Annotated in this window: 21 protein-coding genes; 8 read left to right on the top strand and 13 right to left on the bottom strand. The window is 42.7% G+C overall.

Features of this window, described 5'->3' with window-relative positions; all coding sequences use genetic code 11:
• The first annotated feature begins 2 nt into the window (after positions 1 to 2).
• The gene (locus E1163_RS25530) at positions 3 to 2,501 is read left to right on the top strand and encodes an Hsp70 family protein (protein WP_155175737.1); all 2,499 of its coding nucleotides are present in this window, start codon (positions 3 to 5) and stop codon (positions 2,499 to 2,501) included.
• A gap of 5 nt (positions 2,502 to 2,506) precedes the next feature.
• Here E1163_RS25530 and E1163_RS25525 read toward each other — a convergent pair whose 3' ends face one another.
• Positions 2,507 to 4,045: a hypothetical protein gene (locus E1163_RS25525; protein ID WP_155175735.1), complete on the bottom strand. Its 1,539-nt coding sequence runs from the start codon at positions 4,043 to 4,045 to the stop codon at positions 2,507 to 2,509.
• A gap of 249 nt (positions 4,046 to 4,294) precedes the next feature.
• Here E1163_RS25525 and E1163_RS25520 point away from each other — a divergent pair, with 249 nt between their 5' ends.
• Together E1163_RS25520 and E1163_RS25515 are read left to right on the top strand one after the other, a co-directional pair.
• Positions 4,295 to 4,966: an SGNH/GDSL hydrolase family protein gene (locus E1163_RS25520; RefSeq protein WP_155175733.1), complete on the top strand. Its 672-nt coding sequence runs from the start codon at positions 4,295 to 4,297 to the stop codon at positions 4,964 to 4,966.
• Between the two features lie 159 nt (positions 4,967 to 5,125).
• Positions 5,126 to 5,569 (top strand): acyl-CoA thioesterase, encoded by a 444-nt coding sequence (locus E1163_RS25515; protein ID WP_155175731.1) that lies wholly within the window; start codon positions 5,126 to 5,128, stop codon positions 5,567 to 5,569.
• Between the two features lie 16 nt (positions 5,570 to 5,585).
• Here E1163_RS25515 and E1163_RS25510 read toward each other — a convergent pair whose 3' ends face one another.
• Both E1163_RS25510 and E1163_RS25505 read right to left on the bottom strand, forming a co-directional pair.
• A complete protein-coding gene (locus tag E1163_RS25510; RefSeq protein ID WP_343033967.1) occupies positions 5,586 to 7,712 on the bottom strand; it encodes a thioredoxin domain-containing protein in 2,127 nt (708 codons plus the stop codon).
• Positions 7,709 to 8,686, bottom strand: coding sequence for a GSCFA domain-containing protein (locus tag E1163_RS25505; RefSeq protein ID WP_155175729.1), 978 nt, complete (start codon positions 8,684 to 8,686; stop codon positions 7,709 to 7,711). The genes E1163_RS25510 and E1163_RS25505 overlap by 4 nt, the downstream gene beginning before the upstream one ends.
• A gap of 175 nt (positions 8,687 to 8,861) precedes the next feature.
• On the opposite strand from E1163_RS25505, the gene E1163_RS25500 reads away from it, so the two are divergent.
• Complete coding sequence (locus E1163_RS25500; protein WP_155175726.1) at positions 8,862 to 9,362, top strand: hypothetical protein; 501 nt, start codon at positions 8,862 to 8,864, stop codon at positions 9,360 to 9,362.
• Between the two features lie 13 nt (positions 9,363 to 9,375).
• On the opposite strand, the gene E1163_RS25495 is transcribed toward E1163_RS25500, so the two are convergent.
• The 3 genes from E1163_RS25495 to E1163_RS25485 form a co-directional block, all read right to left on the bottom strand.
• Complete coding sequence (locus E1163_RS25495; protein WP_155175724.1) at positions 9,376 to 10,755, bottom strand: hypothetical protein; 1,380 nt, start codon at positions 10,753 to 10,755, stop codon at positions 9,376 to 9,378.
• An 83-nt stretch (positions 10,756 to 10,838) separates the two neighbouring features.
• A complete protein-coding gene (locus tag E1163_RS25490; protein ID WP_155175722.1) occupies positions 10,839 to 11,330 on the bottom strand; it encodes a DUF1905 domain-containing protein in 492 nt (163 codons plus the stop codon).
• Positions 11,331 to 11,347: 17 nt separating this feature from the next.
• Complete coding sequence (locus E1163_RS25485; protein WP_155175721.1) at positions 11,348 to 11,791, bottom strand: hypothetical protein; 444 nt, start codon at positions 11,789 to 11,791, stop codon at positions 11,348 to 11,350.
• Between the two features lie 113 nt (positions 11,792 to 11,904).
• Here E1163_RS25485 and argB point away from each other — a divergent pair, with 113 nt between their 5' ends.
• The 4 genes from argB to argJ are packed head-to-tail and all read left to right on the top strand — an operon-like array spanning position 11,905 to position 16,220.
• A complete protein-coding gene (gene argB / locus E1163_RS25480; RefSeq protein ID WP_155175719.1) occupies positions 11,905 to 12,747 on the top strand; it encodes an acetylglutamate kinase in 843 nt (280 codons plus the stop codon).
• Between the two features lie 12 nt (positions 12,748 to 12,759).
• A complete protein-coding gene (locus E1163_RS25475; protein WP_155175717.1) occupies positions 12,760 to 13,953 on the top strand; it encodes an aspartate aminotransferase family protein in 1,194 nt (397 codons plus the stop codon).
• Positions 13,950 to 14,984 carry an N-acetyl-gamma-glutamyl-phosphate reductase gene (argC, locus tag E1163_RS25470; protein WP_155175715.1) on the top strand — a complete coding sequence of 345 codons (1,035 nt, stop codon included), beginning with the start codon at positions 13,950 to 13,952 and terminating at the stop codon, positions 14,982 to 14,984. The genes E1163_RS25475 and argC overlap by 4 nt, the downstream gene beginning before the upstream one ends.
• A 24-nt stretch (positions 14,985 to 15,008) precedes the next feature.
• Complete coding sequence (argJ, locus tag E1163_RS25465) at positions 15,009 to 16,220, top strand: bifunctional glutamate N-acetyltransferase/amino-acid acetyltransferase ArgJ (RefSeq protein ID WP_155175713.1); 1,212 nt, start codon at positions 15,009 to 15,011, stop codon at positions 16,218 to 16,220.
• 231 nt (positions 16,221 to 16,451) lie between these two features.
• Here the strand turns inward: argJ and E1163_RS25460 are convergent, their stop codons facing one another.
• From E1163_RS25460 to rpsF, 7 genes are all read right to left on the bottom strand, one after another.
• On the bottom strand, positions 16,452 to 17,402 hold the full coding sequence (locus tag E1163_RS25460) for a bifunctional helix-turn-helix transcriptional regulator/GNAT family N-acetyltransferase (protein ID WP_155175711.1): 951 nt from the start codon (positions 17,400 to 17,402) through the stop codon (positions 16,452 to 16,454).
• Between the two features lie 121 nt (positions 17,403 to 17,523).
• Entirely contained in the window at positions 17,524 to 18,363 is an 840-nt protein-coding gene (gene ygiD, locus E1163_RS25455; protein WP_155175709.1) for a 4,5-DOPA-extradiol-dioxygenase, read from the bottom strand.
• Between the two features lie 67 nt (positions 18,364 to 18,430).
• Complete coding sequence (locus E1163_RS25450) at positions 18,431 to 19,093, bottom strand: hypothetical protein (RefSeq protein ID WP_155175707.1); 663 nt, start codon at positions 19,091 to 19,093, stop codon at positions 18,431 to 18,433.
• 10 nt (positions 19,094 to 19,103) lie between these two features.
• Positions 19,104 to 19,637: a GNAT family N-acetyltransferase gene (locus tag E1163_RS25445; protein WP_155175705.1), complete on the bottom strand. Its 534-nt coding sequence runs from the start codon at positions 19,635 to 19,637 to the stop codon at positions 19,104 to 19,106.
• Positions 19,638 to 19,753: 116 nt separating this feature from the next.
• Positions 19,754 to 20,197 (bottom strand): 50S ribosomal protein L9, encoded by a 444-nt coding sequence (gene rplI, locus E1163_RS25440; protein WP_155175703.1) that lies wholly within the window; start codon positions 20,195 to 20,197, stop codon positions 19,754 to 19,756.
• Positions 20,198 to 20,210: 13 nt separating this feature from the next.
• On the bottom strand, positions 20,211 to 20,462 hold the full coding sequence (gene rpsR / locus E1163_RS25435) for a 30S ribosomal protein S18 (protein ID WP_040495468.1): 252 nt from the start codon (positions 20,460 to 20,462) through the stop codon (positions 20,211 to 20,213).
• The gene (rpsF, locus tag E1163_RS25430; protein ID WP_246223894.1) at positions 20,459 to 20,773 is read right to left on the bottom strand and encodes a 30S ribosomal protein S6; all 315 of its coding nucleotides are present in this window, start codon (positions 20,771 to 20,773) and stop codon (positions 20,459 to 20,461) included. The genes rpsR and rpsF overlap by 4 nt, the downstream gene beginning before the upstream one ends.
• Between the last annotated feature and the right edge of the window lie 8 nt (positions 20,774 to 20,781).

Genomic DNA, 20,781 nt, shown 5'->3' with positions numbered 1-20,781 from the left:
GTATGAGCAGTACCATTGATTTTGCCATCGACCTGGGCACAACTAATTCCGCAATAGCCAGATCGACCCATGATGGGGTAGAAGTTTTTAAAAACCCGCTGGACTTGAAGCAGACCCTGCCTTCAGTAGTAGGTTTCAGAAGAAACAGGATAATAGTGGGGGATAAAGCCAGGGAACTGCTGGGCAAAGACCCTGAAAATGTATTTGGTGGCTTCAAAAGGAAAATGGGTACCACTGAGACTTTCTTTGTAGGTAACCTTAGCGAAACCAAAACGCCGGTGGAGTTGTCCGCCTACGTACTACGGGAGCTTAAAACCTTCATCCATACCGGTGAAGAAGTAGCTTCGGTAGTGATTACCATACCGGCTTCATTTGATACCATACAATCCAATGCTACCAAGAAAGCTGGTTATGAGGCGGGTTTTGAAGAGGTAGTGCTGCTCCAGGAGCCTATAGCTGCCTGTCTGGCTTTTGCCAATAAAGGAGACAGGGCTGAAAAAGCTGGGAAGTGGCTGGTCTATGATCTCGGTGGCGGCACATTCGATGTGGCCATTGCCTCCATCAACGAGCAGGAGTTAAAAATCGTTGACCATAGAGGTGACAATTTTTTAGGAGGTCTGGATTTTGACCACAGGCTGGTGACTGATGTATTCCTTAAGGAGATATTCCGGAATCCTGCACTGGCTTATCTGAAAAAGGAATATGAAGAGCGGACACTGGATTTCAGAAGGCTGTATCAGGTGTTGTTGCTCAAGGCCGAGGAGGCAAAGAAGCAACTGTCAGTAAAAGAGGCAGTGGACGTGGAGTTGGAGATCAATGACGAAGATGGGATAGAGGAAGAAGTCGTTATTACTGTTACACGTGACCAGTTCAATGAATGCATCCGGGAAAAACTTTCATATACCCTGAACCTTGTGGAAGAGCTCTTGGCTGACAATGAACTTGAGCCCTCAGATATCCGGCAAGTGATATTGGTTGGAGGCAGCACCTATATTCCATTGGTGCAGGAGCTTTTGCAAACAAGGCTGAAAACAGAGGTTAACACTTCTGTAGATCCCACAACTGCCGTTGCCGCAGGCGCAGCGCAGTATGCTGCCGGAAAACCAAAAAAGGTCAAAGCTACGCAGGAAAAAGAAGTTTCAAATTCTGACCAGGAGATTAAAGCCAGGGTATCATACCCCAAATCCAGTATGGATGGTGAGGAGGTATTATTGCTCGACTTTGAGAGCAATGTAGAAGGCTATTTCTACCGGATCAGGCGGGAAGATGGAGGCTTTGATACAGGCATAAGGAATGCAAAACAGAAAGTAAGGGAATTTTTGACCCTGGCGCCAGACAGACTAAATAATTTTAAAGTGGAGGTGCTGAACGTCCAAAATGTACCCGTTGCCAACAATATACCCCTTATAGGAATTTTGCATGGAAAGTTTAGCATTGACGGGCAGCCGCTTCCTCATGATATATGTCTCGAAGTGGATGATCTTGAAGAAAAGCGAACAAAGCTGGAGGTAGTGTTTCCCAAAAACAGCATTCTTCCATTAAATAAAACAATCTACCGCGAGGTTTCAAAGACGATCTACCGGGATGGAGAAGAAAAACTGATCGTGAATGTACTGGAAGGCGACCGTTATGCATTGCCGGAAACCAATCAGACTATCGGAATCATTGAAATAGATCCTGCCAAACTGGATATGGACCTGGTGAAGGGCTCTGATCTGGAAATAAGAATGGAGATCACGGAGTCGCGGGACCTGCACATCAGTGTATACCTCAATCAGACAGATCAGGAGTTTGACCATTTGTTTAACTCTTCCGAAAAATATGTAAGCACAACCCGGTTGGAGGAAGAACTATCCTTGCTCATACATAAGATCAGAAAGGACCTTAAGGAAAAAGAAGGGAAAGAGGATTTTGAAACGGCAGCAACATTGCGCGAATATCTTGCTGAGGCCATGGCGGTGGAAGAGGAGGTCGCATTGATGAAAAATACCCTGTCTGGTGATGAAAAATATCACATCTGTGAGAGGAAACGTCGCGTGGCTCAGAAGTACGATCAGCTTGGCAAACATGCCCGCCTCACCAAAGCACGCATAGAATATTATCAGCTTAAGGAAGGAGTGGAGACTCAGGTGGAGGAAAGCGATGATAAGACTATAAAATTGCGCTTCAAAGAAATTGCAGATCGCGAAAATGAGGTGATGAAAGGGCAGAGTGTATATATGGTAGAGAGCCATGTGAAGAAACTGAAGTCACTAAATAATGAACTCTATATAAACTCTGATGAGGGCATAATAGACCTGTATTACAGGGTTTCGGTTATGGATAATTCCAGCTTTACGGATAAGAAGCTGGCGGCCAATTTCAAAGAACAAGGGCAAAAAGCGCTGGAAAGGCAGAACTATAAGGAGCTAAAGGTTATTGTATTTAACCTGCTTCACCTGTTGCCGGCAAAGAAAGAAAGCAGTGTGTGGAAAAATTTTAAGGGTACCGGAATCGGGTGATGTTTTTATTTTGTGTCCGTAGCTTTCTTAATATAAAAGTACTCATTTACTTTTCTAAAACCGCTGGTGTACGTATTACCTGAAAACTGGACCTTATCGGAATCATCGACATAAAGTGAAAAACTGGAATCCCTGCAATTTGTGCTTTTGTTGCATTGGTTTTGCCAGATGCTTTCCAGATATGTAAGTGTGGTGGAATCAATTTCTGTAAAATGTTCACGACGTATGTTTGTCTGGTTAGAGTGTAGACCATATGCCCATTGCTTACCTAAATAAAACTGCACATAATCATCATTACTGGTGTAAAACGATATTTTCTCTCCGGAGAATAAAAAAGTGGAGTAGTTGTACAAGTTTGTAGACAGAAAAACAACAGCATCATAATCTGATTCATTAGTGAGATAGACTTTTCTGCCGGTTTCGGGTGTGTAACTTAAAAGGTTTTTGTATTCAGAAGCGTACGGCCATATGGTAGTATCCGATAAGTCAACTATGCTGTCTACAGATACCGTTTTGTTTCCATAGTTAAGCTGATCCAGGCTCAGGCTTTTCAGGTCTTGGATGTTCTTTAGGTGAGTTAGTTTATGTAAAAAAGGTTGGGAAAAATCCATTTTGTAACTACTGTGTGTTGAGCTGCTGTTATCACAGTTCTTCAAAATAAGAATGAAGAAGAGTACGGCCATAAAACTCATTTTCAGTATCAGTGCTGTAGCACCCTGTGGTTCGGGGTCCGCTTTTTTTTCTACTGAGGAACCCTCTGCTGCCCGCTGAAATACTTTCAGGTTGTTTTTAATGATCTCTTTAACTTCCTCCGAGCAGTTGAGCGCACTAAGGGAAAAGTAAAGTCTTTTGCAAAGGTGTGGGTGTTTGTGCTGGATGGTTATAGTGAGGTTGATCAGTGCGGTGGCAAAATCTTCCCGCAGTGTCTCAAACGTGTCTGGTAACTGGTTAAGGAACTGGATGAAGTAGTAGTTGATATAATGGCATTGGTGTTCCTTAAACTGCTCTGCGCCACGCTCGTTAAAAATTTTAAGTTCCTGTATGATCCCCCTGATGTTGCTTTGCAGCTTTCCAAAGGTGATGTCATAGCCCGACTGCTCCACCAGTTGAGCCGCCGTGATCACCTTCAGGCCTTTTGTGTATTCCTGCCGGGTGAAGGCCTGGCTCAGTATTTTGCCCAGAGGCTGGGCAAGGAATGGAGAGATGAATGCTTTAAACCCGACTATTTTTTCATGATTAAGCAGGCTTTTATCAAAGAGTACTTCATAGTTGTCAATGCTCTTATTTTCGAGCAAGGCTCTCAGTCCGGGGTTTTCATGCACCCAACGGTGGTAAATAATGTGCTCTGCATTTGAAAGGCTTTCAAATAGTAGCAGAATATCGTTTTTGGTAAAAACCTCCCCGTCAATATTTAAAGTGCCCTTTTCTGCATGGTCCAGCTCTACCAGCAGTATTTTTTTTGCTTTGGTCAGGGTGCTGTCATTGACTTCCTGCAGGTCTACTCCGCTATAGCTTAAAACAGGAAAAGGAGATTTATAATGCATTACACGTCATAATTAAAAAATGACCATTTGGGGAGGTGGCCTTTACAAAACTAAAATTAAAATCTAAATCAATGGGGCATTCGTATCTGTAAATAGTCTAAAACCATAAATCAGTTTTTGGGATGTAGGACTTTATCCGATGAAGCAAGGAAAGGTTACCGGGTATAAACCATATATTTAAGGAAAGATGTTTTTGGTTTCTTGCATTTTTTTAAGGACTTTAAAACATACAATAAAAACTACCTTCATATGTTATTCAGGTTTCAGAGAATTATGCCCTTACTTGTTCTTCTTATAGTTTGGGCTGGTACACTACACGGTCAGGCTAAGTGGGAAAACGAATTCAAAAAGTTTGATGAGCAGGACAGGTTGAGTAACCCTCCCAAGGAAGGTGTCATTGTTTTTACAGGGAGCTCATCCATTCGTATGTGGAAAGATGTGGCTGATGAGTTGAATAATGACAATATCATTAACAGAGGATTTGGTGGTTCAGAGTTTATAGATATCATTGAAAATTTCGAAAGGGTAATAGGCAGGTATAACCCTGCTCAGGTGGTGCTGTATTCAGGAGACAATGACATAACCCACGGAAAGAGTGCCGCTGAGGTTTATGGAGATTTTTGTACAGTCTATGGTATGATAAGGGCGAGGTTTCCGAAAGCCCAGATCAGTGTATTATCTATCAAGCCAAGTCCTGCCAGGTGGGCAAAGGCAGAGGAGATGGAAAAGGCCAACAGGTTGATTAAAGCATATGCCGAGGGTAAGCCATACCTCAGCTTTATAGATGTATACACCCCTATGCTCACGGAAGAAGGTAAGCCCAGGCAGGACCTTTATGTAGAAGATGGCATCCACATGACCCCTGCCGGCTATGAAATATGGAAAAAAGCCATTGCCCCCATACTGTTGCCTGCCAATTAACCCTCATTGGCCGGCCTTGAGTTATTTTTTATGGAACTTTTGCCTATTGCAATTGCCGGTTGCCATCTTTACCTCATAAACCATATATTTGCCGGATCACATTGGGCCAGCATCAGCTATACAGCTTAGTGGTTCATCAAAATTACATTACATCAGATTATGGATATTTTCGAACAGTTTACTTTTAAGGATGACTTGCAAGTGCGTTGGGTGGATCTTGATCCGCTGGGCCATGTCAATAACTCTATTTACATTCAATATTTCGAATTGGGCCGTGGCAAATACATGTCTGCGTCAAGCACCACCTGGGATTGGCATAAAAACATGTTTTTGATCGCTAATATCTCCTGCGACTATAAAAAGGAGCTTAAGCTGACGGATCGCAAGCCAACTGTTTGGGTGCGTACCATGCGTTTCGGTAGCAAAAGTTTTGATCTGGAGTACCTGATCTGTACAGAGCATGAGGGGCAAACCATACTTCATGCACAAGGGAGAAGCACACAGGTGATGTTTGACATGAAGGAAAGAAAAACCATACTCATACCTGAATGGCTCAAAAGCGAAATACTTGCCTATGAAAAGGCTGGGAGCATTGCAGAATAACGCTCCCGGAGTCTCTCTATTTTAGCTGTTCAAAGGCCTCTTCTACTTCAGTAACCGGCAGTTTACAGGTTTTGTTGTAGCAGACATAGATTGTAGTTTCGTCACCTTTGGTTATTTTGCCTTCCAAAAGAGGCAAGCCACTGCTTTGTTTTGTGCCCATAACTACTTTATTGGGGTAGTACTTTTTTGCAAAGTCAATCCTGACATTTTTGGCATTGGTGCCGACAATGGCTACTTCTGCTATTGGTGCAGTAAGATATGTATAAAGGATGCCCCAGTTGTATAAATACGCAGGTTCACCTTCCAGTAGTGTTGTCATTTTTCCAATCATTGCCCTGCTTTTGGCCTTATAGTCTTCATGGTCATAAATGACTCCCAGCAGGTACAGGTTTATCGCCATTTGCGAATTTGAAGCAGGAATAACGTTGTCGAATACCTCCTTTTTCCGGGCTATCAGTTTTTCAGAACTATCATCAGTATAGAAAAAAAGCTTTTCTCCGCTGTCATAAAAATGTTCCAAAGTATAGTCCGTCAGTTCGCGGGCTTGAGTGAGCCATTGCTCATCGAAAGTAGCCTGGTAAAGTGCCAGAAAAGCATCTATAACATGCGCATAATCTTCAAGGTAGCCGTCAATCGAGGCTTTGCCTTCCTTGTAGCTTCTGAACAGGCGGTTGCCATCACTCATGCTGTCGGTTATAAAAGCAGCATTATTTAATGCCAGCATCAGGAATTTTTCCTCCCCAAAGGCTACGTATGCATCTACCAGCCCTTTTAGCATCAGACCGTTCCAACCTGAAAGCGCCTTATCGTCCAGGCCAGGTCTTACTCTGTGCGTCCGCGCTTTTAAAAGCAGCGTATTGGCATTGACTACCTTCTCAGCCAGTGATTCTATATCTATACCTCTTTTGGTAGCAAATTCACGGTCAGACACTGTCTTGTGCAAAATGTTTTTGCCTTCTTCCCAGTTGCCTTCTTCTGTGATGTTGTAGTAATCAATGATCAGATCGCTGTCATTGCCCGTTATCTGTTCAATTTCATCCTTCGTCCAAACGTAGAATTTACCTTCTTCGCCCTCGCTGTCAGCATCCAGCGCCGAGTAAAAGCCGCCCATGCTGTTGGTCATTTCCCTTTCGAGCCATTCTATAGTCTGGTAAACCACCTGCTTGTACAATTCATTGCCGGTAACGGTATACGCTTCGGAGTAGAGGCTCACCAGTTGGCCGTTATCATACAACATCTTCTCAAAGTGGGGCACCAGCCATTCGGCATCTACGGAATACCGGGCAAAACCACCTCCGGCCTGGTCATAAATGCCACCGTAGGCAATTTCATTCAGCGTCACCTCTATCTGTCTGAGGGCCTCCTGGTTATCAGTAAGATGATAATACCGAAGCAGGAAAAGCCACTGGCCGGGCATTGGAAATTTTGGGGCACGATTGAAGCCGCCACGTTTTTTATCGAAGTGCTGCCCTATATTATCATACATCATATCCAGAGCATTGATGCTGTATTCAGTACCTTCATCTTTCAGCCTGTATTTTACCACTTCGCTGGTGGCAATGGCATTGGTGAGCTGCTCTGCCGACTCTTCTACCTCACTGCGTTTTTCACGGTACACCGTGGCTACCTGCTGCAGCAGTTTCGCCCAGGCCTGGGGAGGAAAATATGTGCCTCCATAAAAAGGCTTCTGGTCAGAGGTAAGGAAAACGTTTAGTGGCCAGCCTCCATTTTGCCCCATCGCCTGTACTGCGTCCATATAGATCTGGTCTACATCCGGTCTTTCTTCACGGTCTACCTTGATGGCCACAAAGTGCTCGTTCATAATGGCGGCGATACTGTCGTTTTCAAAAGATTCACGCTCCATCACATGGCACCAGTGGCAGGATGAATAACCAATGCTTACCAGTATCGGTTTATCCTCTTTACGGGCTTTTTCCAAGGCCTCTTCGCCCCAAGGATACCAGTTTACAGGATTATAGGCATGCTGCAGTAAATATGGACTGGTAGCATGGATCAGGCGGTTGGCTTTGGCTTCTTTATGGGTAGTAGCTTGGCTCATGGTATTTTCATTTGAGGTTTTAGTATTGCAATTAGTAAGCAGTATTGCCAGCAGAATGATTCCGGTCAGTCTTAGGGCATTCATTTGTCTGTTAACTGCTGCTCTAGCAGAGCTATCTCCTGGCTGATATCGATCTTACCTTCTAAACGCCTTACCCGGGCTATAGTTTCCCTCAAAAACTTCTGGTGAGCTTCGGAAGCAGGGTTAAAAGGATGGTGGTGTATAGCTTTGAGTATTTTGTCCCACTCCTCTACAAAAGAGGCCGTATCGGTGTCAAGGTAAGCCTCAGTAAACTTCTTCCAGATATATTCCTCGGCATCCCGTGTAGGGTGGATCATATCCGTTTTGTAGAACCTGTAATCGCGAAGATCGTCCATCATAATTTCGTAGCTGGGGAAGTACTGTACATTGTCATACTCCCTTTCCAGTGTGTCGCAGGTTATCCTCAGTATGGATTTGCTCACACTGTTTTGCTCCATGGTATCTTTAATATGCCTGACCGGAGAAACTGTGAGAATGATCCTGATGTCAGGGCAGACGCTCATCAACTGGTGGTGGAAAGCTTCAAATTTTTCAATGATCTGTTTTTGGGTAAGCAGCTCTTTGTTAAAGCGGCTGGCGGGTATTTTATGACAGTTGGCCACAATTTCTTTATTGCTTTTTCTTCGATAAATGAATGAAGTGCCAAAAGTAAGGATCAGCCAGTTTGATTTTTTCAAATGTTTATGAGCATGATCTATGGCATTTTGAATGGCCTTTTCTATTTCCATCGGCTCCTCGTGAGAGAAGGAGGAATGAAAGTCATAGTTGGCATGCAAACCGTGGGTTTCCACATAGGTGGCAGGTTCCGGGTAGCTTTTCGAAAGTGTGTATTCCAAAAGTTTAAAAATAGAAACAGGGTTATAGACTGTGCCGTAGGGGTTTGCCAGGCTGTCGAATTTATAAGTGGTGAACCGCTGGCCCATGCAATCTGAAAAACAGGAGCCGATAGACAGGATAGGAGATGAAATGTTTATTTTTTCCTGCGATGCCTGTGGAGTGATTTCTGTTCTGAACATAAGGTAAAGTTAAAAAGGAAAATAAAAATTTCAGGTTTACTTTTGTGGTAATATTATAAGTAAAACCTGAGATTCAATAATGAGAAGGTTCCTCGCATCTTTATGTTGTATTTTCTGTTTTTCAATGGCTACTCAGCTTCTTCAAAGTTGTTGTTTAAATCCTCCCAAGGATTATTTGGAATTTGTAGATTTTGATTTTTCTGCCAAAAGAATACTTGAACAAAAGGTTTCCCAACGATTTTATTATGAACTTTCAGATGAACCTATAAATGGAGCTATAAGGTATGATAGTGTGGCACTCTATATCGCTCATGACGTAAGACAATCTATTAACAGTGATTATATGGCGCCTTTCCCAGGGGCTCTGTATGCATGTTCGGAAAGAACAATCAATAAAAACTCAATAGACGAAATAACATTAACATCCGATGTTGAATATGCCGGTATCGCTGCCGGGGAGTCTCTTAATCATTTGGTTCAAATGGTGGATCATTCTGTTCATAGTTATGGCAAAAACCTGTATGAGTTCGAGGACACGCAGTATGGAGGGGAATTTTTAATAATCTTCAATATACCACCGGTTAAGGAGGGACAGTTTAATTTTAACCTGATATACCGCATGACTGATGGAAGTGAAATTCAAAAATCCATAGAGCAGTTAATAATTAAACCCTAGCATTATTGCTCAATTATCTGGATTCAATGGAGATTCCCGAGGTGGAAGTAAAATACGAAAAATAATCCCTCTTCATCAGGTCATTGATAAAGTTGCCCGACTCGGAAGTCTGATAATAAGCCTTTGGAGAATCTTTCAAGGCATGATATACATCGTTAAACGAGAAATATCCCAATAATTTACTTAGTCCTGTCAGCGTCTGCTCCGGGCCGATAAATAAGCCTATAGAGTGGGGCATTTGTGCTATTACTTCCCCTTTATTATTAAAATACTTTTTCCAAGATACTGATACAATATTGGCCGAACGACCGCTGTACATTACACGCTGGATTTCAAAATTATCTTCACTGGTTTCATCATACTCAGTTTCCCGGTCATCTGATAAGTACATTACTTCCTCGCTGGTGTTGTATAACCATTCTTCTGTTGTCATCTGGTCGGTGAGCAGATTGTCTTTATAGACCCTGGAAATTTCACCGCTCTCAATAGCTGCCATTATAAGCGTGGGAAGTTCTTTTTCTTCCATATAAAACTTCGCATTTTCCGGATGGGTCAGGTGTATTTCCTCATGCTGAATAACAAAGAAATTTTGATCCGGGGCCAGGAGATAATCGGGAGTTGATGATTCTTCGATATTCGTTTTTAACTTTTTTTCTGCCCGCATTTGATAATCGCCTTGCAAAAGGGCGGAAGTCATAAGTTTTATTTTTGAATCAGAGGAAGCGTCTTCAAAAGGTTGCTCAACGGCCAGCTTATGGTTTCTGTCATAGACCTGGAGCTTGGCATAATCACCATCCTTACCTTTCAATAGGTGTATATAGCTATAGTTAGCATCAGGAAACATATCGTAAACGATGTTGCTTGCAAAATCGCCGTTAGTATGTACGATCTGGCCTTTCCATAACCAGGGAGTGCTGTTGCGGACCCATAGCGCTTTTTTTTGATTGAGGTAATCGGATAGTTCCGCAAAGGATACAGTAAATTCATGCTTGCCCGGATTAGGGGCTTCCTTTACCCTGAAATGAAGAAAGTTGATCCCGGCTATCTTATTGCCTTTTTTTGAGACATCTATTTCTAAAGCAGTAAAATCACCTTCAGTGAAGAAAATGGTATCAACAGATCCAAAACCATAATCCTCTACACTCATGATCAATCTGCTCCTGAATTCATGCGGGTTTAAAGCTGTGAGCTTGTTTGTGGAATAATCAACATCGTACGCATGAACCTTTCCTGCCCGGACTGCCTCTATGGCTAATTCGGGTAATGAATAAACCCTTGAGAAAAAGGGCGCATTTTCTTCTGCATTGAGATCAATCTGTTGAATAAACCTGCCATTTTGTGCATGAGCGTTGAAAATTATAAGGGAGAACAGGAGTAATGTAAACCTATGCATGTGGGGCTTTTTGGTTTTGGATAATCTGCACAAGATAATAAAAAGCCTCCGGTTTTTTGAGAAATTTTTGAGTAAATTTTACCCTAGTCTTTGCCCAATAGAAAGCGGAACGTCTCCTTGCCTTCAACTGATTTTTTGAGGTTTTCAATAAGCATTATGGCCCTGTCGAGGCGAAGGTTTGGGCTTTTTACTCCCGACACATGATAGATAATATACCGCTGCATGGCTGGGGTCAGTTTGTCAAACCGGAGCTTGCCCTCGTAGTCTTGTTTTAGCAGTTCTGCCAGCTCTTCCGGTACATCCATGCCATATTTGCTGTCATCCTTTTTAAGGGCTACATGCACCTCATCGCCCAACTTTACGCCAAGTTCCTTCATGCGTTTGGCATTGATGCTAATGTACGCTTTACCTTCGCCCAGCGCCATTAACCCGCACTGAAAGTTAAGGGAGTTGTTAACAGTACAAACAAGCCTGATTTTTAATGTGCCGAACTCATCAACTACTTCTTTGGGTACCTCAAGGTACTTCATGTTGAGGTAGTCTAGCTGGCCGATAGTGGTTTTGAATTTGATCATGAGGTGGAGGTTATGTTTTAGATGGCTGCTATTTTTTCAATGGCATTCAAAAAATCAGTTTTACATAAATAATATTGGAGCCACCCATAGATAAATTGGGCTACTGACAAAAACAGGATCAAAAGGCCCAGGTAGAAATTTAATTGCAAGGCCAATGCTCCAAACCAAAATAACACAATAAAAGAGAATAGCAGAGTCCCCCTGTTGATAAATCTTAACCTGATTTTTGCCTGACTGGGTATAGCAGTTCCGGTTGCTTTCATGATCAGTCGTTTGCCTGTTAGAAATTTACCAAATCCATATACCTCAAATTTATTCCATTTCATCTCGCCAAAATATTTTCCTGTCGCTATCCAGGGGTTCAACCTGTAGTCAGTGTAGGAAACAGATGTATCAACCAGGTCGTGAAATTTTCGGATAAAATCCTGATGGTTAGTAATATTATAAGTAATGGTTGACATAGGTTTTTTTAGCACTTTGAGCTGCTAAGTTTCTCTAAAAATGCTGAAATTTCAGATTAAACGCCATATTTCTTTCTATTCCTTCTGTTATTGCCTAACTTAGCATCTATAACATGGAGGAAAAAAACAGCAAGTCAAAACCTATCATAGTTATCAAGTATGGCGGTAACGCCATGGTCTCGGAAAATCTCCAACGAGCTGTCCTGAAAAATATCTGCACGCTTAAAGCACAGGGATATGCTGTAGTAATCGTACACGGAGGAGGTCCCTTTATCCAGGAAATTCTTGATCAGGTTGATATCAAAAGTGAGTTTATACACGGTCATCGAAAAACAAGCCCTGAAGCACTGCGTTACGTAGAAATGGCGCTAAAAGGCCGGGTCAACGGTGAAGTAGTGAACATTATCAACAGCCTTGGCCAGACAGCCGTTGGTCTTTCTGGCCGCGATGGCAAGATCATTACAGCCAAAAGGTACTATCACGAGCACAACGATAACGGAAACATCATCCGCACTGACCTAGGACAGGTAGGCGAAGTAAGTCAGATAGACCCGCGATTGATCTATCTTTTACTTGAGCAGGATTATATACCTGTCATCACCTGTATAGCTACAGATGAAGAGGGCAATAGCTATAATATTAATGCAGACCTTTTTGCCGGCAGCCTTGCCGGACACCTGAATGCACAGGTTTTTGGTGTATTGACAGATGTAGATGGTCTTATGAGGGATATTAATGACCCCGATAGCCTGATTAGGGAAATTTCTCTACAACACATCAAACAATTCATTGATGAAGGGGTTATTAAAGGTGGAATGATACCAAAAACAGATGCCTGCCGCCTGGCAGTAGAAAAAGGAGCTTCCCGTGCCACCATTATCAATGGGAAGAAACCAGAGCAAATCCTTTCGCTCATGGATGAAAATCAATCTATAGGAACTACTATAAAACTATAACCCTAACTATTTATGGAAGCGTTAACAAACGCAACACTCAATGAACTTGACAAGGAATACTATTTACAAACTTTCAGACGCTATCCGGTAGCTTTCGATAAAGGGAAAGGTACCAAACTGTGGGATGTTGAGGGCAACGAATACCTCGATGCCCTGGCAGGTATTGCCGTATGTAACCTCGGCCACTGCCATCCCGCTGTTACCGAGGCTATTTGTAATCAGGCTCGTGAGCTGGTGCATATTTCCAATTTCTTTGTAAGCAAGCCACAGGCTATGCTTTCCAAATTGCTATGTGAGCTTTCCGGCCTTGACCGCGTATTCCTATCCAACAGTGGAGCAGAATCAGTGGAAGGTGCCATCAAGCTGGCTAGAAAATATGCCCATAGCAGGAAAAGAGGCGGCAATGTGATTGCCATGCAGGGTTCTTTCCATGGCAGGACCCTGGCGACTATCGCTATGGGAAAAAAGGCCATGCAAAATGGCTTTGAACCAATGCCTCAGGGCTTTCAGCAAGTAGCCTTTAATGACATAAAAGCAGTGGAGAATGCCATTGATGATCAGACTGCAGCCATTATCCTTGAGCCGGTACAAGGAGAGGGAGGTATTAATGTGGTGGACAAAGAATATCTTCATCAGCTTAGAAAACTGTGTGATGAAAAGGATATAGTATTGATATTCGACGAGATCCAATGTGGGATCGGAAGGACCGGTAAAATGTTTGCAAAAGAACACTTCGGTGTTGAGCCTGATATCATGACTTTGGCCAAAGGACTCGGAGGAGGTATGCCTGTTGGCGCTATTCTTTGCAATGAAAAAGTAGGGTCGGCTATAGATTTTGGTGACCACGGTACAACCTTTGGCGGAAACCCGCTGGCATGTGCAGCTTCTTTGGCTACACTCAACATTATCAAAGAGCCTGAATTCCTCAAAGAAGTAGAGAAGAAAGGTGAATTTTTGAGAAACGAGATCAAAAAGAGCAATCCGGAAGGCCTGAAAGAAGTGAGGGGACTTGGCCTTATGGTTGGCGCCGAATTTGAATTTGAAGCCAAGCCGGTAGCCGCAAAAATGCTTGAACATAGAGTAATAGCCAATGCTACGGCCGACAAGGTGGTGCGTTTTGTGCCTCCATTGATCATTACAGAAGAAGAGTTGAAAAAAGTAGTTGAAGTTATGGCTACATCTATTAAAGAAGTGAAAGCAAAATGAGCAAAAAGAAAGTAGGAATAATAGGAGCAACAGGTTATACAGGTTCGGAATTGGTCAGAATACTGCTCCATCACCCTGAGGTGGAAATAGCGGCGATTACTTCCGAGAGTAGAAAAGGAGACCGTTTTTCAGACGTCCATCCCTTTTTCAGAGGATTAGTAGAAATGCAACTGGTTTCCATTAAAGATATAGAATCGTTAGACCTTGATGTAGTATTCCTTGCACTGCCCCATGGTGTGTCCATGGACTTTGTCAAGGACCATGCGGAAAAACCTTATCCGATCATAGACCTTTCAGGCGATTTTCGTCTCGATAGTGCCGGAACCTATGAGGCCTGGTATAATAAAGACCATGTTTACCCCAAAGGTATTGAAGATGCCGCTTATGGCATTCCCGAGCTATTCAGGGAAGAGATCAAGGGCAAAAAGCTTGTTGCCAATCCGGGCTGCTACCCCACAAGTGCAATCCTTGGGCTTGCTCCGTTGGTGGAGCACAATATGGTGGAGCCCAATATTATAGTTGATTCGAAATCAGGAACAACCGGGGCAGGAGTAAAGGCTAAAGCCGCCACACACTTCCCGAATGTGAATGACAATTTCAAAGCCTACAGTGTAAAAACCCACCGGCATACCATTGAGATTGAGGGAACTTTGAATAAAAAGGGAGAAGAAGATTTGACCATTCAATTCACCCCACATCTGCTGCCGGTGGACCGGGGTATAGTTTCGACCATTTACGCTAAACCCAAAGAAGGAGTAGATACAGGCCGGATCAATGAGGTATTCAGGGATTATTATAAAGATGAGCCTTTTATTCGCCTTACGGACCAGCCTCCGGCCATCAAAGAGGTTAGGGGCACAAACTTTTGCGATATCTACTGCACCTATGATGAGCGGACCAATAACTTCATTACCATAAGTGCTATAGATAACCTGGTAAAAGGTGCCGCAGGGCAGGCAGTACAAAATATGAATTTACTATTTGACTGGGACGAAACTGCCGGTCTCGGCCGAGTACCAATGAACCCGTAAAAATAACATCCAAACCATAAGAAGATGATTAAAAATTTAACCAATGTAAGAGGCATTACCTGTTGGGGGGCACATACCGGTGTTAAATCCATGCGCCGCGATCTGGCACTGATCTTTTCGGAAGTGCCGGCCAGTGCTGCAGCTACATTTACCAAAAATCAGGTTGTGGCAGAACCTATTAAAGTTTCAAAAAAGAATATAGCCAATGGAAAAGCCCAGGCTATTGTGATCAATGCCGGTAATGCAAATGCCTGTACCGGTGACCAGGGGAGGCAAGGCGCTGAAGCCATGGTAAAAACCACTGCCGAAGAGCTGGGGATTGATGAAGACCTGGTATTAGTCGCATCAACCGGGCTTATCGGAGAGCCATTTCCGACCGAAGATGTCGTTAATGGTATCAAGGAAAACGTAGGAAAGTTATCCAATAAGTCTAATGCTGGCTCATTTGCGGCCAACGCCATACTTACTACAGATACTTTTGCCAAGGAAGGCTTTCTGGAATTTGAGGTCGATGGTATAGAAGTCAATATGGCGGGTATAGCCAAAGGTTCAGGCATGATCCATCCGAACATGGGCACTATGCTGGCTTTCATTGTATGTGATGTGGCCATATCGCCCAAGCTGCTTGACCAAACGGTGAAAGCGGCAGTGGACAAATCATTCAACATGATAACTGTTGATGGAGATACATCTACCAATGATATGGTAGCAGTACTTTGCAATGGTATGGCGAAGAACCCCGAGCTTACCACTAAAAAAGATCCGGGCTACGAGAGCTTTAAAGAAAAGCTGGAAGAGATCATGATCCACCTGGCACAGACTATAGTCTCTGATGGTGAAGGCTGCTCCAAGTTTGTAAGGTATGAGGTAGTCAATGCGCCCAATGAAGAAATGGGCAGAAAGCTTATCCGTGAAATATCGAACTCCACATTAGTGAAGACAGCCCTCTTTGGCAGAGACCCGAATTGGGGAAGGATCATGTGTGCCGCAGGTAACGCCGGGGTGCCCTTTGATTTTGAAAAAACAGACCTGTACATGGGCAGTGACCAGGAATTAATAAAAGTACTCAGCCAGGGCAAACCCGAGGAATTTGACCGAAACAATATGAAACGAGTGCTGAGGCAGTCACAACTACATATCAAAGTAGACCTCAACAACGGTAAAAAGAAAGCTGAAGGCTGGGGATCAGACCTCACTACAGACTATGTGATGTTTAACTCTGTTTATACTACTTGATTAGGAACATTAGTTCGTAATCAGGGGTCGCTTTGTCCTGCCTCCTTGCAAATGGGAGTATTGTGAACCAGTAAACGGTGAACAGTGAACTCGTTGAAGTCGACGGTAGGAGGAAGCGATCCCCTTGTTCTGAAGAGCATACTAGATGCTACCCACTTTTAAGATTAAGAGGGCTATATGTCTTTTCAGAGTTTTCTGCCACCATCCAGCCTCTGCTTAAAACCTACTACATCACATATCCAACTCCATCTGGATATTCGATCGCTCATAAGGAGATATTCTACCTGCAACTTTGCGAAAGCCCATCTTCTGGTACAGGCTGATGGCTGGTTTTAGAATAGTATTGCTCTCAAGGTACAGCTTTTTTGCTCCGAGCTTTCTGGCTTTGCTGATGACAGCCTGTCCCAGCAGCCATCCGATATTCTTACCCTGTGCTTTGGGTGATACGGCCATTTTGGCCAGTTCATAATCATATTCAGGGTCATTCATTTTTAACCCTGCACATACACCTACAGGCTCATCATTATAAAGGGCAACCACGATGAAGCCACCGTTATTGATAATGTACTGCTGAGGATGGTCAAGGGCTTTATGATCTTCCGGCTCCATTTTAAAGAACCTTGATATCCACTCTTCATTAAGTCTTTTGAAGTCTTCCTGGTATTTGGGAGAGTAGTCAACGATTTTAACCTTTTGGCTTTCATTGTCCTTCAGCTTTTCCTGCACACGGCGCAATAATGACTTCTCCTCTAGCAAATATTCCCATTCTTCTATGGCTTGCCACAGATCATGCCGGGTCTGCGATATGATGTCCTCAATTACTTCATTCACATCTTTGTATTGCGTCTGGACTTTGTTGTTCACATCAATACCCTTTTGCGACAATCCCACGACATTTCTTCGGCCGTCACTTTTATCTTTTGTTTCCGTCACAAAGCCTTTTTTGGACATCTCTCTGATGATCCTGCTCACTGATGGATGAGAGTGACCGATCTCTTTAGCTATAGCGGTAATTGTTTTCTGTTCGCCATTAGACAAAACATAAAAAACAGGAAACCACTTCGGCTGTAGATCAACATTGTACATCTTATAAATCTGCGCAGCATCTTCAGTTATTTTCTCTGTCAGCATGCGCAACCGGCTACCTATAGCCATTTTACCTACTTGATTAAAAAACTTCATAATTAATTACGTAACTGATTACGTAAATATAAATAAAGAAAAGCTATTTCAAAATATTTACCAAAGATTATATGTAGTCTGCCGGCTTACAGCATATTACAGGTGCTCTGGAATAGGGATTCTATGAGATGCCAAACTTCACCGAGGTCATATTCAATGAGCCTCCAACGAGCTGGTCGTTAAAGAACTGAGGCTTTTCGTTATCACCTTGCAATGCCATTAAATAGATCAGCGGAAAATAATGATCAGGGGTAGGGATGGCAAGTTTTGCGGCTGTTCCAAGACTTTCATAGTTAATGAGTGCCTGATGATCACCGGCGGATATTTTATCCTTGAACAGACTGTGGATTTCTATGGCCCAATCATAGCCATAATTAGGTTCATTCATTTTATCCCAAGCTATCATGCCCAGGTTATGGATCATGTTGCCGCTGCCAATAATGAGTACACCCTTTCTGCGGAGTTGGGCGAGTTCCTTTGCAAGGTTATAATGGTAAGCCGCAGGCTTGTAATAATCTATGCTAAGCTGCAATACGGGTATGTTTGCCGCGGGATACATGTGCCTCACAATTGTCCAGGTTCCATGATCGAGGCCCCATTCGTGATCCAGCCCAACAGCAGTGGAGGTGATGAGTTTTTGCGTTTCTCGTGCCAGTTCGGGGCTGCCAGGTGCAGGATATTGCACGTCAAATAAAGCTTGTGGAAAGCCTCCGAAGTCGTGGATGGTTCTTGGGGTATCCATTGCCGTTATGTGAGTGCCTCTGGTAAGCCAGTGAGCAGAGATCACCAGTACGGCCTTGGGTACAGGTATCTGCTGTCCTATATTTCTCCAGCTTTGGCTAAATGCGTTGTCCTGAATGCCGTTCATAGGAGAGCCGTGACCAATAAACAGTGCAGGCATTGTCTGCTCCTGACTATCCAGACTGTCAGTGTATCGCTTGAAAGTTTTCAATGAATCCATAGGTGAAGATAGTATTTAATGTTTAAACATTAAAAGGCTGGCGATAATTTCAATACAGTGTTTATTATTACTTTGCGAATGCCTCAAAATAGGAGTCTTTCATAATCTTACCATCATAAAAGTCAAATTCAGCGATCTTGTTACTATTGGGTAGTGGCAATTTGATGTGATAAACCTTGTCATCGGTTATAGTGGGAAAATTCTTTATAGTGTCTCCGTTTTTATAAAAGTAAACTTCCACTACAAGCGTGTCATAGAAATAGGCTGCCGAGCGAAATTGCTCACCGGATTGATAATAACTTTCAGTGTTTTGGTGTTTTAGCCCATTTTTGTAATTGGTTTCCGCACACTTTGGTCCAAATTTATAATACTCAACTTTAAGCGTTCTTTTATCACTTAACTTATACGTTACAGCTTTAAAATATGGCTTTGTATCTTCTACCACGGGTTTTGGAGTGTAGTGCTGGTTATTAAAGAATGTGTAGGTCACAACTATAAAAGCTGCGACCAGCATTATAAAGACAGACCACTGCAGGTAAACCAATTTATTTTTTTGTCGTTTTATCTTATTGCGGATTCGGGCAAGGGTTTCGGCATCACAGTTTTTGTAGGTGTAGTTTTCTCCGCTCTTCTTAAACTCCTGATCATAGAGCTTTTTGACTTTCGCGAAGGCTGTTTTAGGTTTTCTGGTATAAACCCCTTTTCTCATCCCAAAACCCATATAGCCCATAAGTCGTGCTTTAATTAGTTTTTATTTCGTATAAAACACATTCGCCCAACCTTTCATCGTGGGTAAGTTGAGGGTGAATGAAATTCTTCACTTTACTCATGCCGATCTTTTTCATTACCGCTTCGGATTTGACATTTACTGCCGGAGCTATAGCATAAATATGTGTTAAGTGGAGCATATCGAACGCATAATCCAGGCAGGCCTTTGCGCCTTCGGTAGCATAACCCTGGTTCCAGGTGCTTTTTTTGAGTCTCCACCCTATGTCGATGCAAGGAGTGAAGTCGGCTTGAAAATCCTTGTGGGAAATGCCGATAAAGCCGATTAATTCCTGGGTGTCAAGCTTATCGACGGCAAAATAACAAAAGCCAAATGCTTCATATTCATTTTGCATTCTTATGATAAACGATTTTGTTTCGTCTTCAGACAGGGGTTTAGGAAAGAATTCCATGACCTCACTGTCTGAGCAGAGGCTGAACAGTTCTTTCAGGTCTTCTGTTTTCCAGTTTCGGAAACCTAACCTTGGGGATTGGAATAAGTACTGCATTTATGAATAGAACGTCGGTTTTAATTATTGGGTTGTGAAAAATAAAAATGCCTGTAAACAAAAAAAAGCCGTGAAGACTTATCCTCACGGCTCTGATTTTGTTTTTGCTTTGCGAATTACTCAGCTACAACCTTAATAGTGATTTCGTGCTGAACTTCTTTGTGAAGGTCAAGCGTAGCTTTGTATTCACCAAGGTCTTTGATGTTCTGACTGAAAGAGATTTTCTTTTTATCGATATCAAAACCTTTTGCTTTTAAAGCTTCAGAAACCTGGTTGGTAGTGATAGCTCCGAAGATCTTTCCACTTTCACCGGCTTTGGTTCCTAATTCAACAGTAAGGTCGCCAATGCTCTTAGCTAATTCTTCTGCGTCTTTTTGTATTTTTTCAGCTTTGTGAGCAGCTTGTTTGATATTCTCAGCGATCATTTTGCTATTAGAGTTGTTAGCTATGATAGCATATCCCTGAGGGATCAAATAATTTCTGCCGTAACCTGGTTTTACTTCTACGGTGTCGTTTTTGTAACCAAGTCCTGCTATATCTTGTGTTAATATTACTTGCATGATAATAGTCTTATTATTTTAAAGAATCGGTTACATAAGGCAATAATGCCAGGTGTCTGGCTCTCTTTACTGCTTGAGAGACCTTCTTTTGGAATTTCAGGCTGGTGCCGGTAATTCTTCTTGGCAATATTTTACCTTGCTCATTTACAAATTTCAACAAGAAATCAGGATCCTTGTAGTCGATATACTTAATGCCATTTTTCTTGAAACGGCAGTATTTGTTTTTGTTTTCGTTCCTGTTTACAGGTTCGTTCATTAATGTCATGATGCAGCCTCCTCCTTAGGTTTCTTTTTGTCTTTTCTAAATGCGCCTTTTCTTCTTTTTTCGTTGTACTCAAGAGCGTGTTTGTCGAGTGCAGTAGTGAGGAATCTCATTACAGCTTCGTCTCTTCTAAACTCAGTCTCCAGTTTGTCTACCAATTGAGGGTCTGCCTTGAATTCTACCAGGTTGTAAAAACCAGTTGACTTGTGCTGGATTGGATAAGCCAGCTTTCTTAAGCCCCACTGCTCTTCGTTGATTACTTCGGCGTCGCCGTCTGTAAGTACCTGAACGAATTTCTTGACAGTATCCTTCATCTGTTCTT

The sequence above is a fragment of the Fulvivirga kasyanovii genome, from assembly GCF_009711405.1.
GTDB classification, from domain to species: domain Bacteria; phylum Bacteroidota; class Bacteroidia; order Cytophagales; family Cyclobacteriaceae; genus Fulvivirga; species Fulvivirga kasyanovii.
The sequence above is the reverse complement of the archived record's forward strand: the minus strand, read 5'-3'. Positions and strand labels throughout refer to the sequence as shown.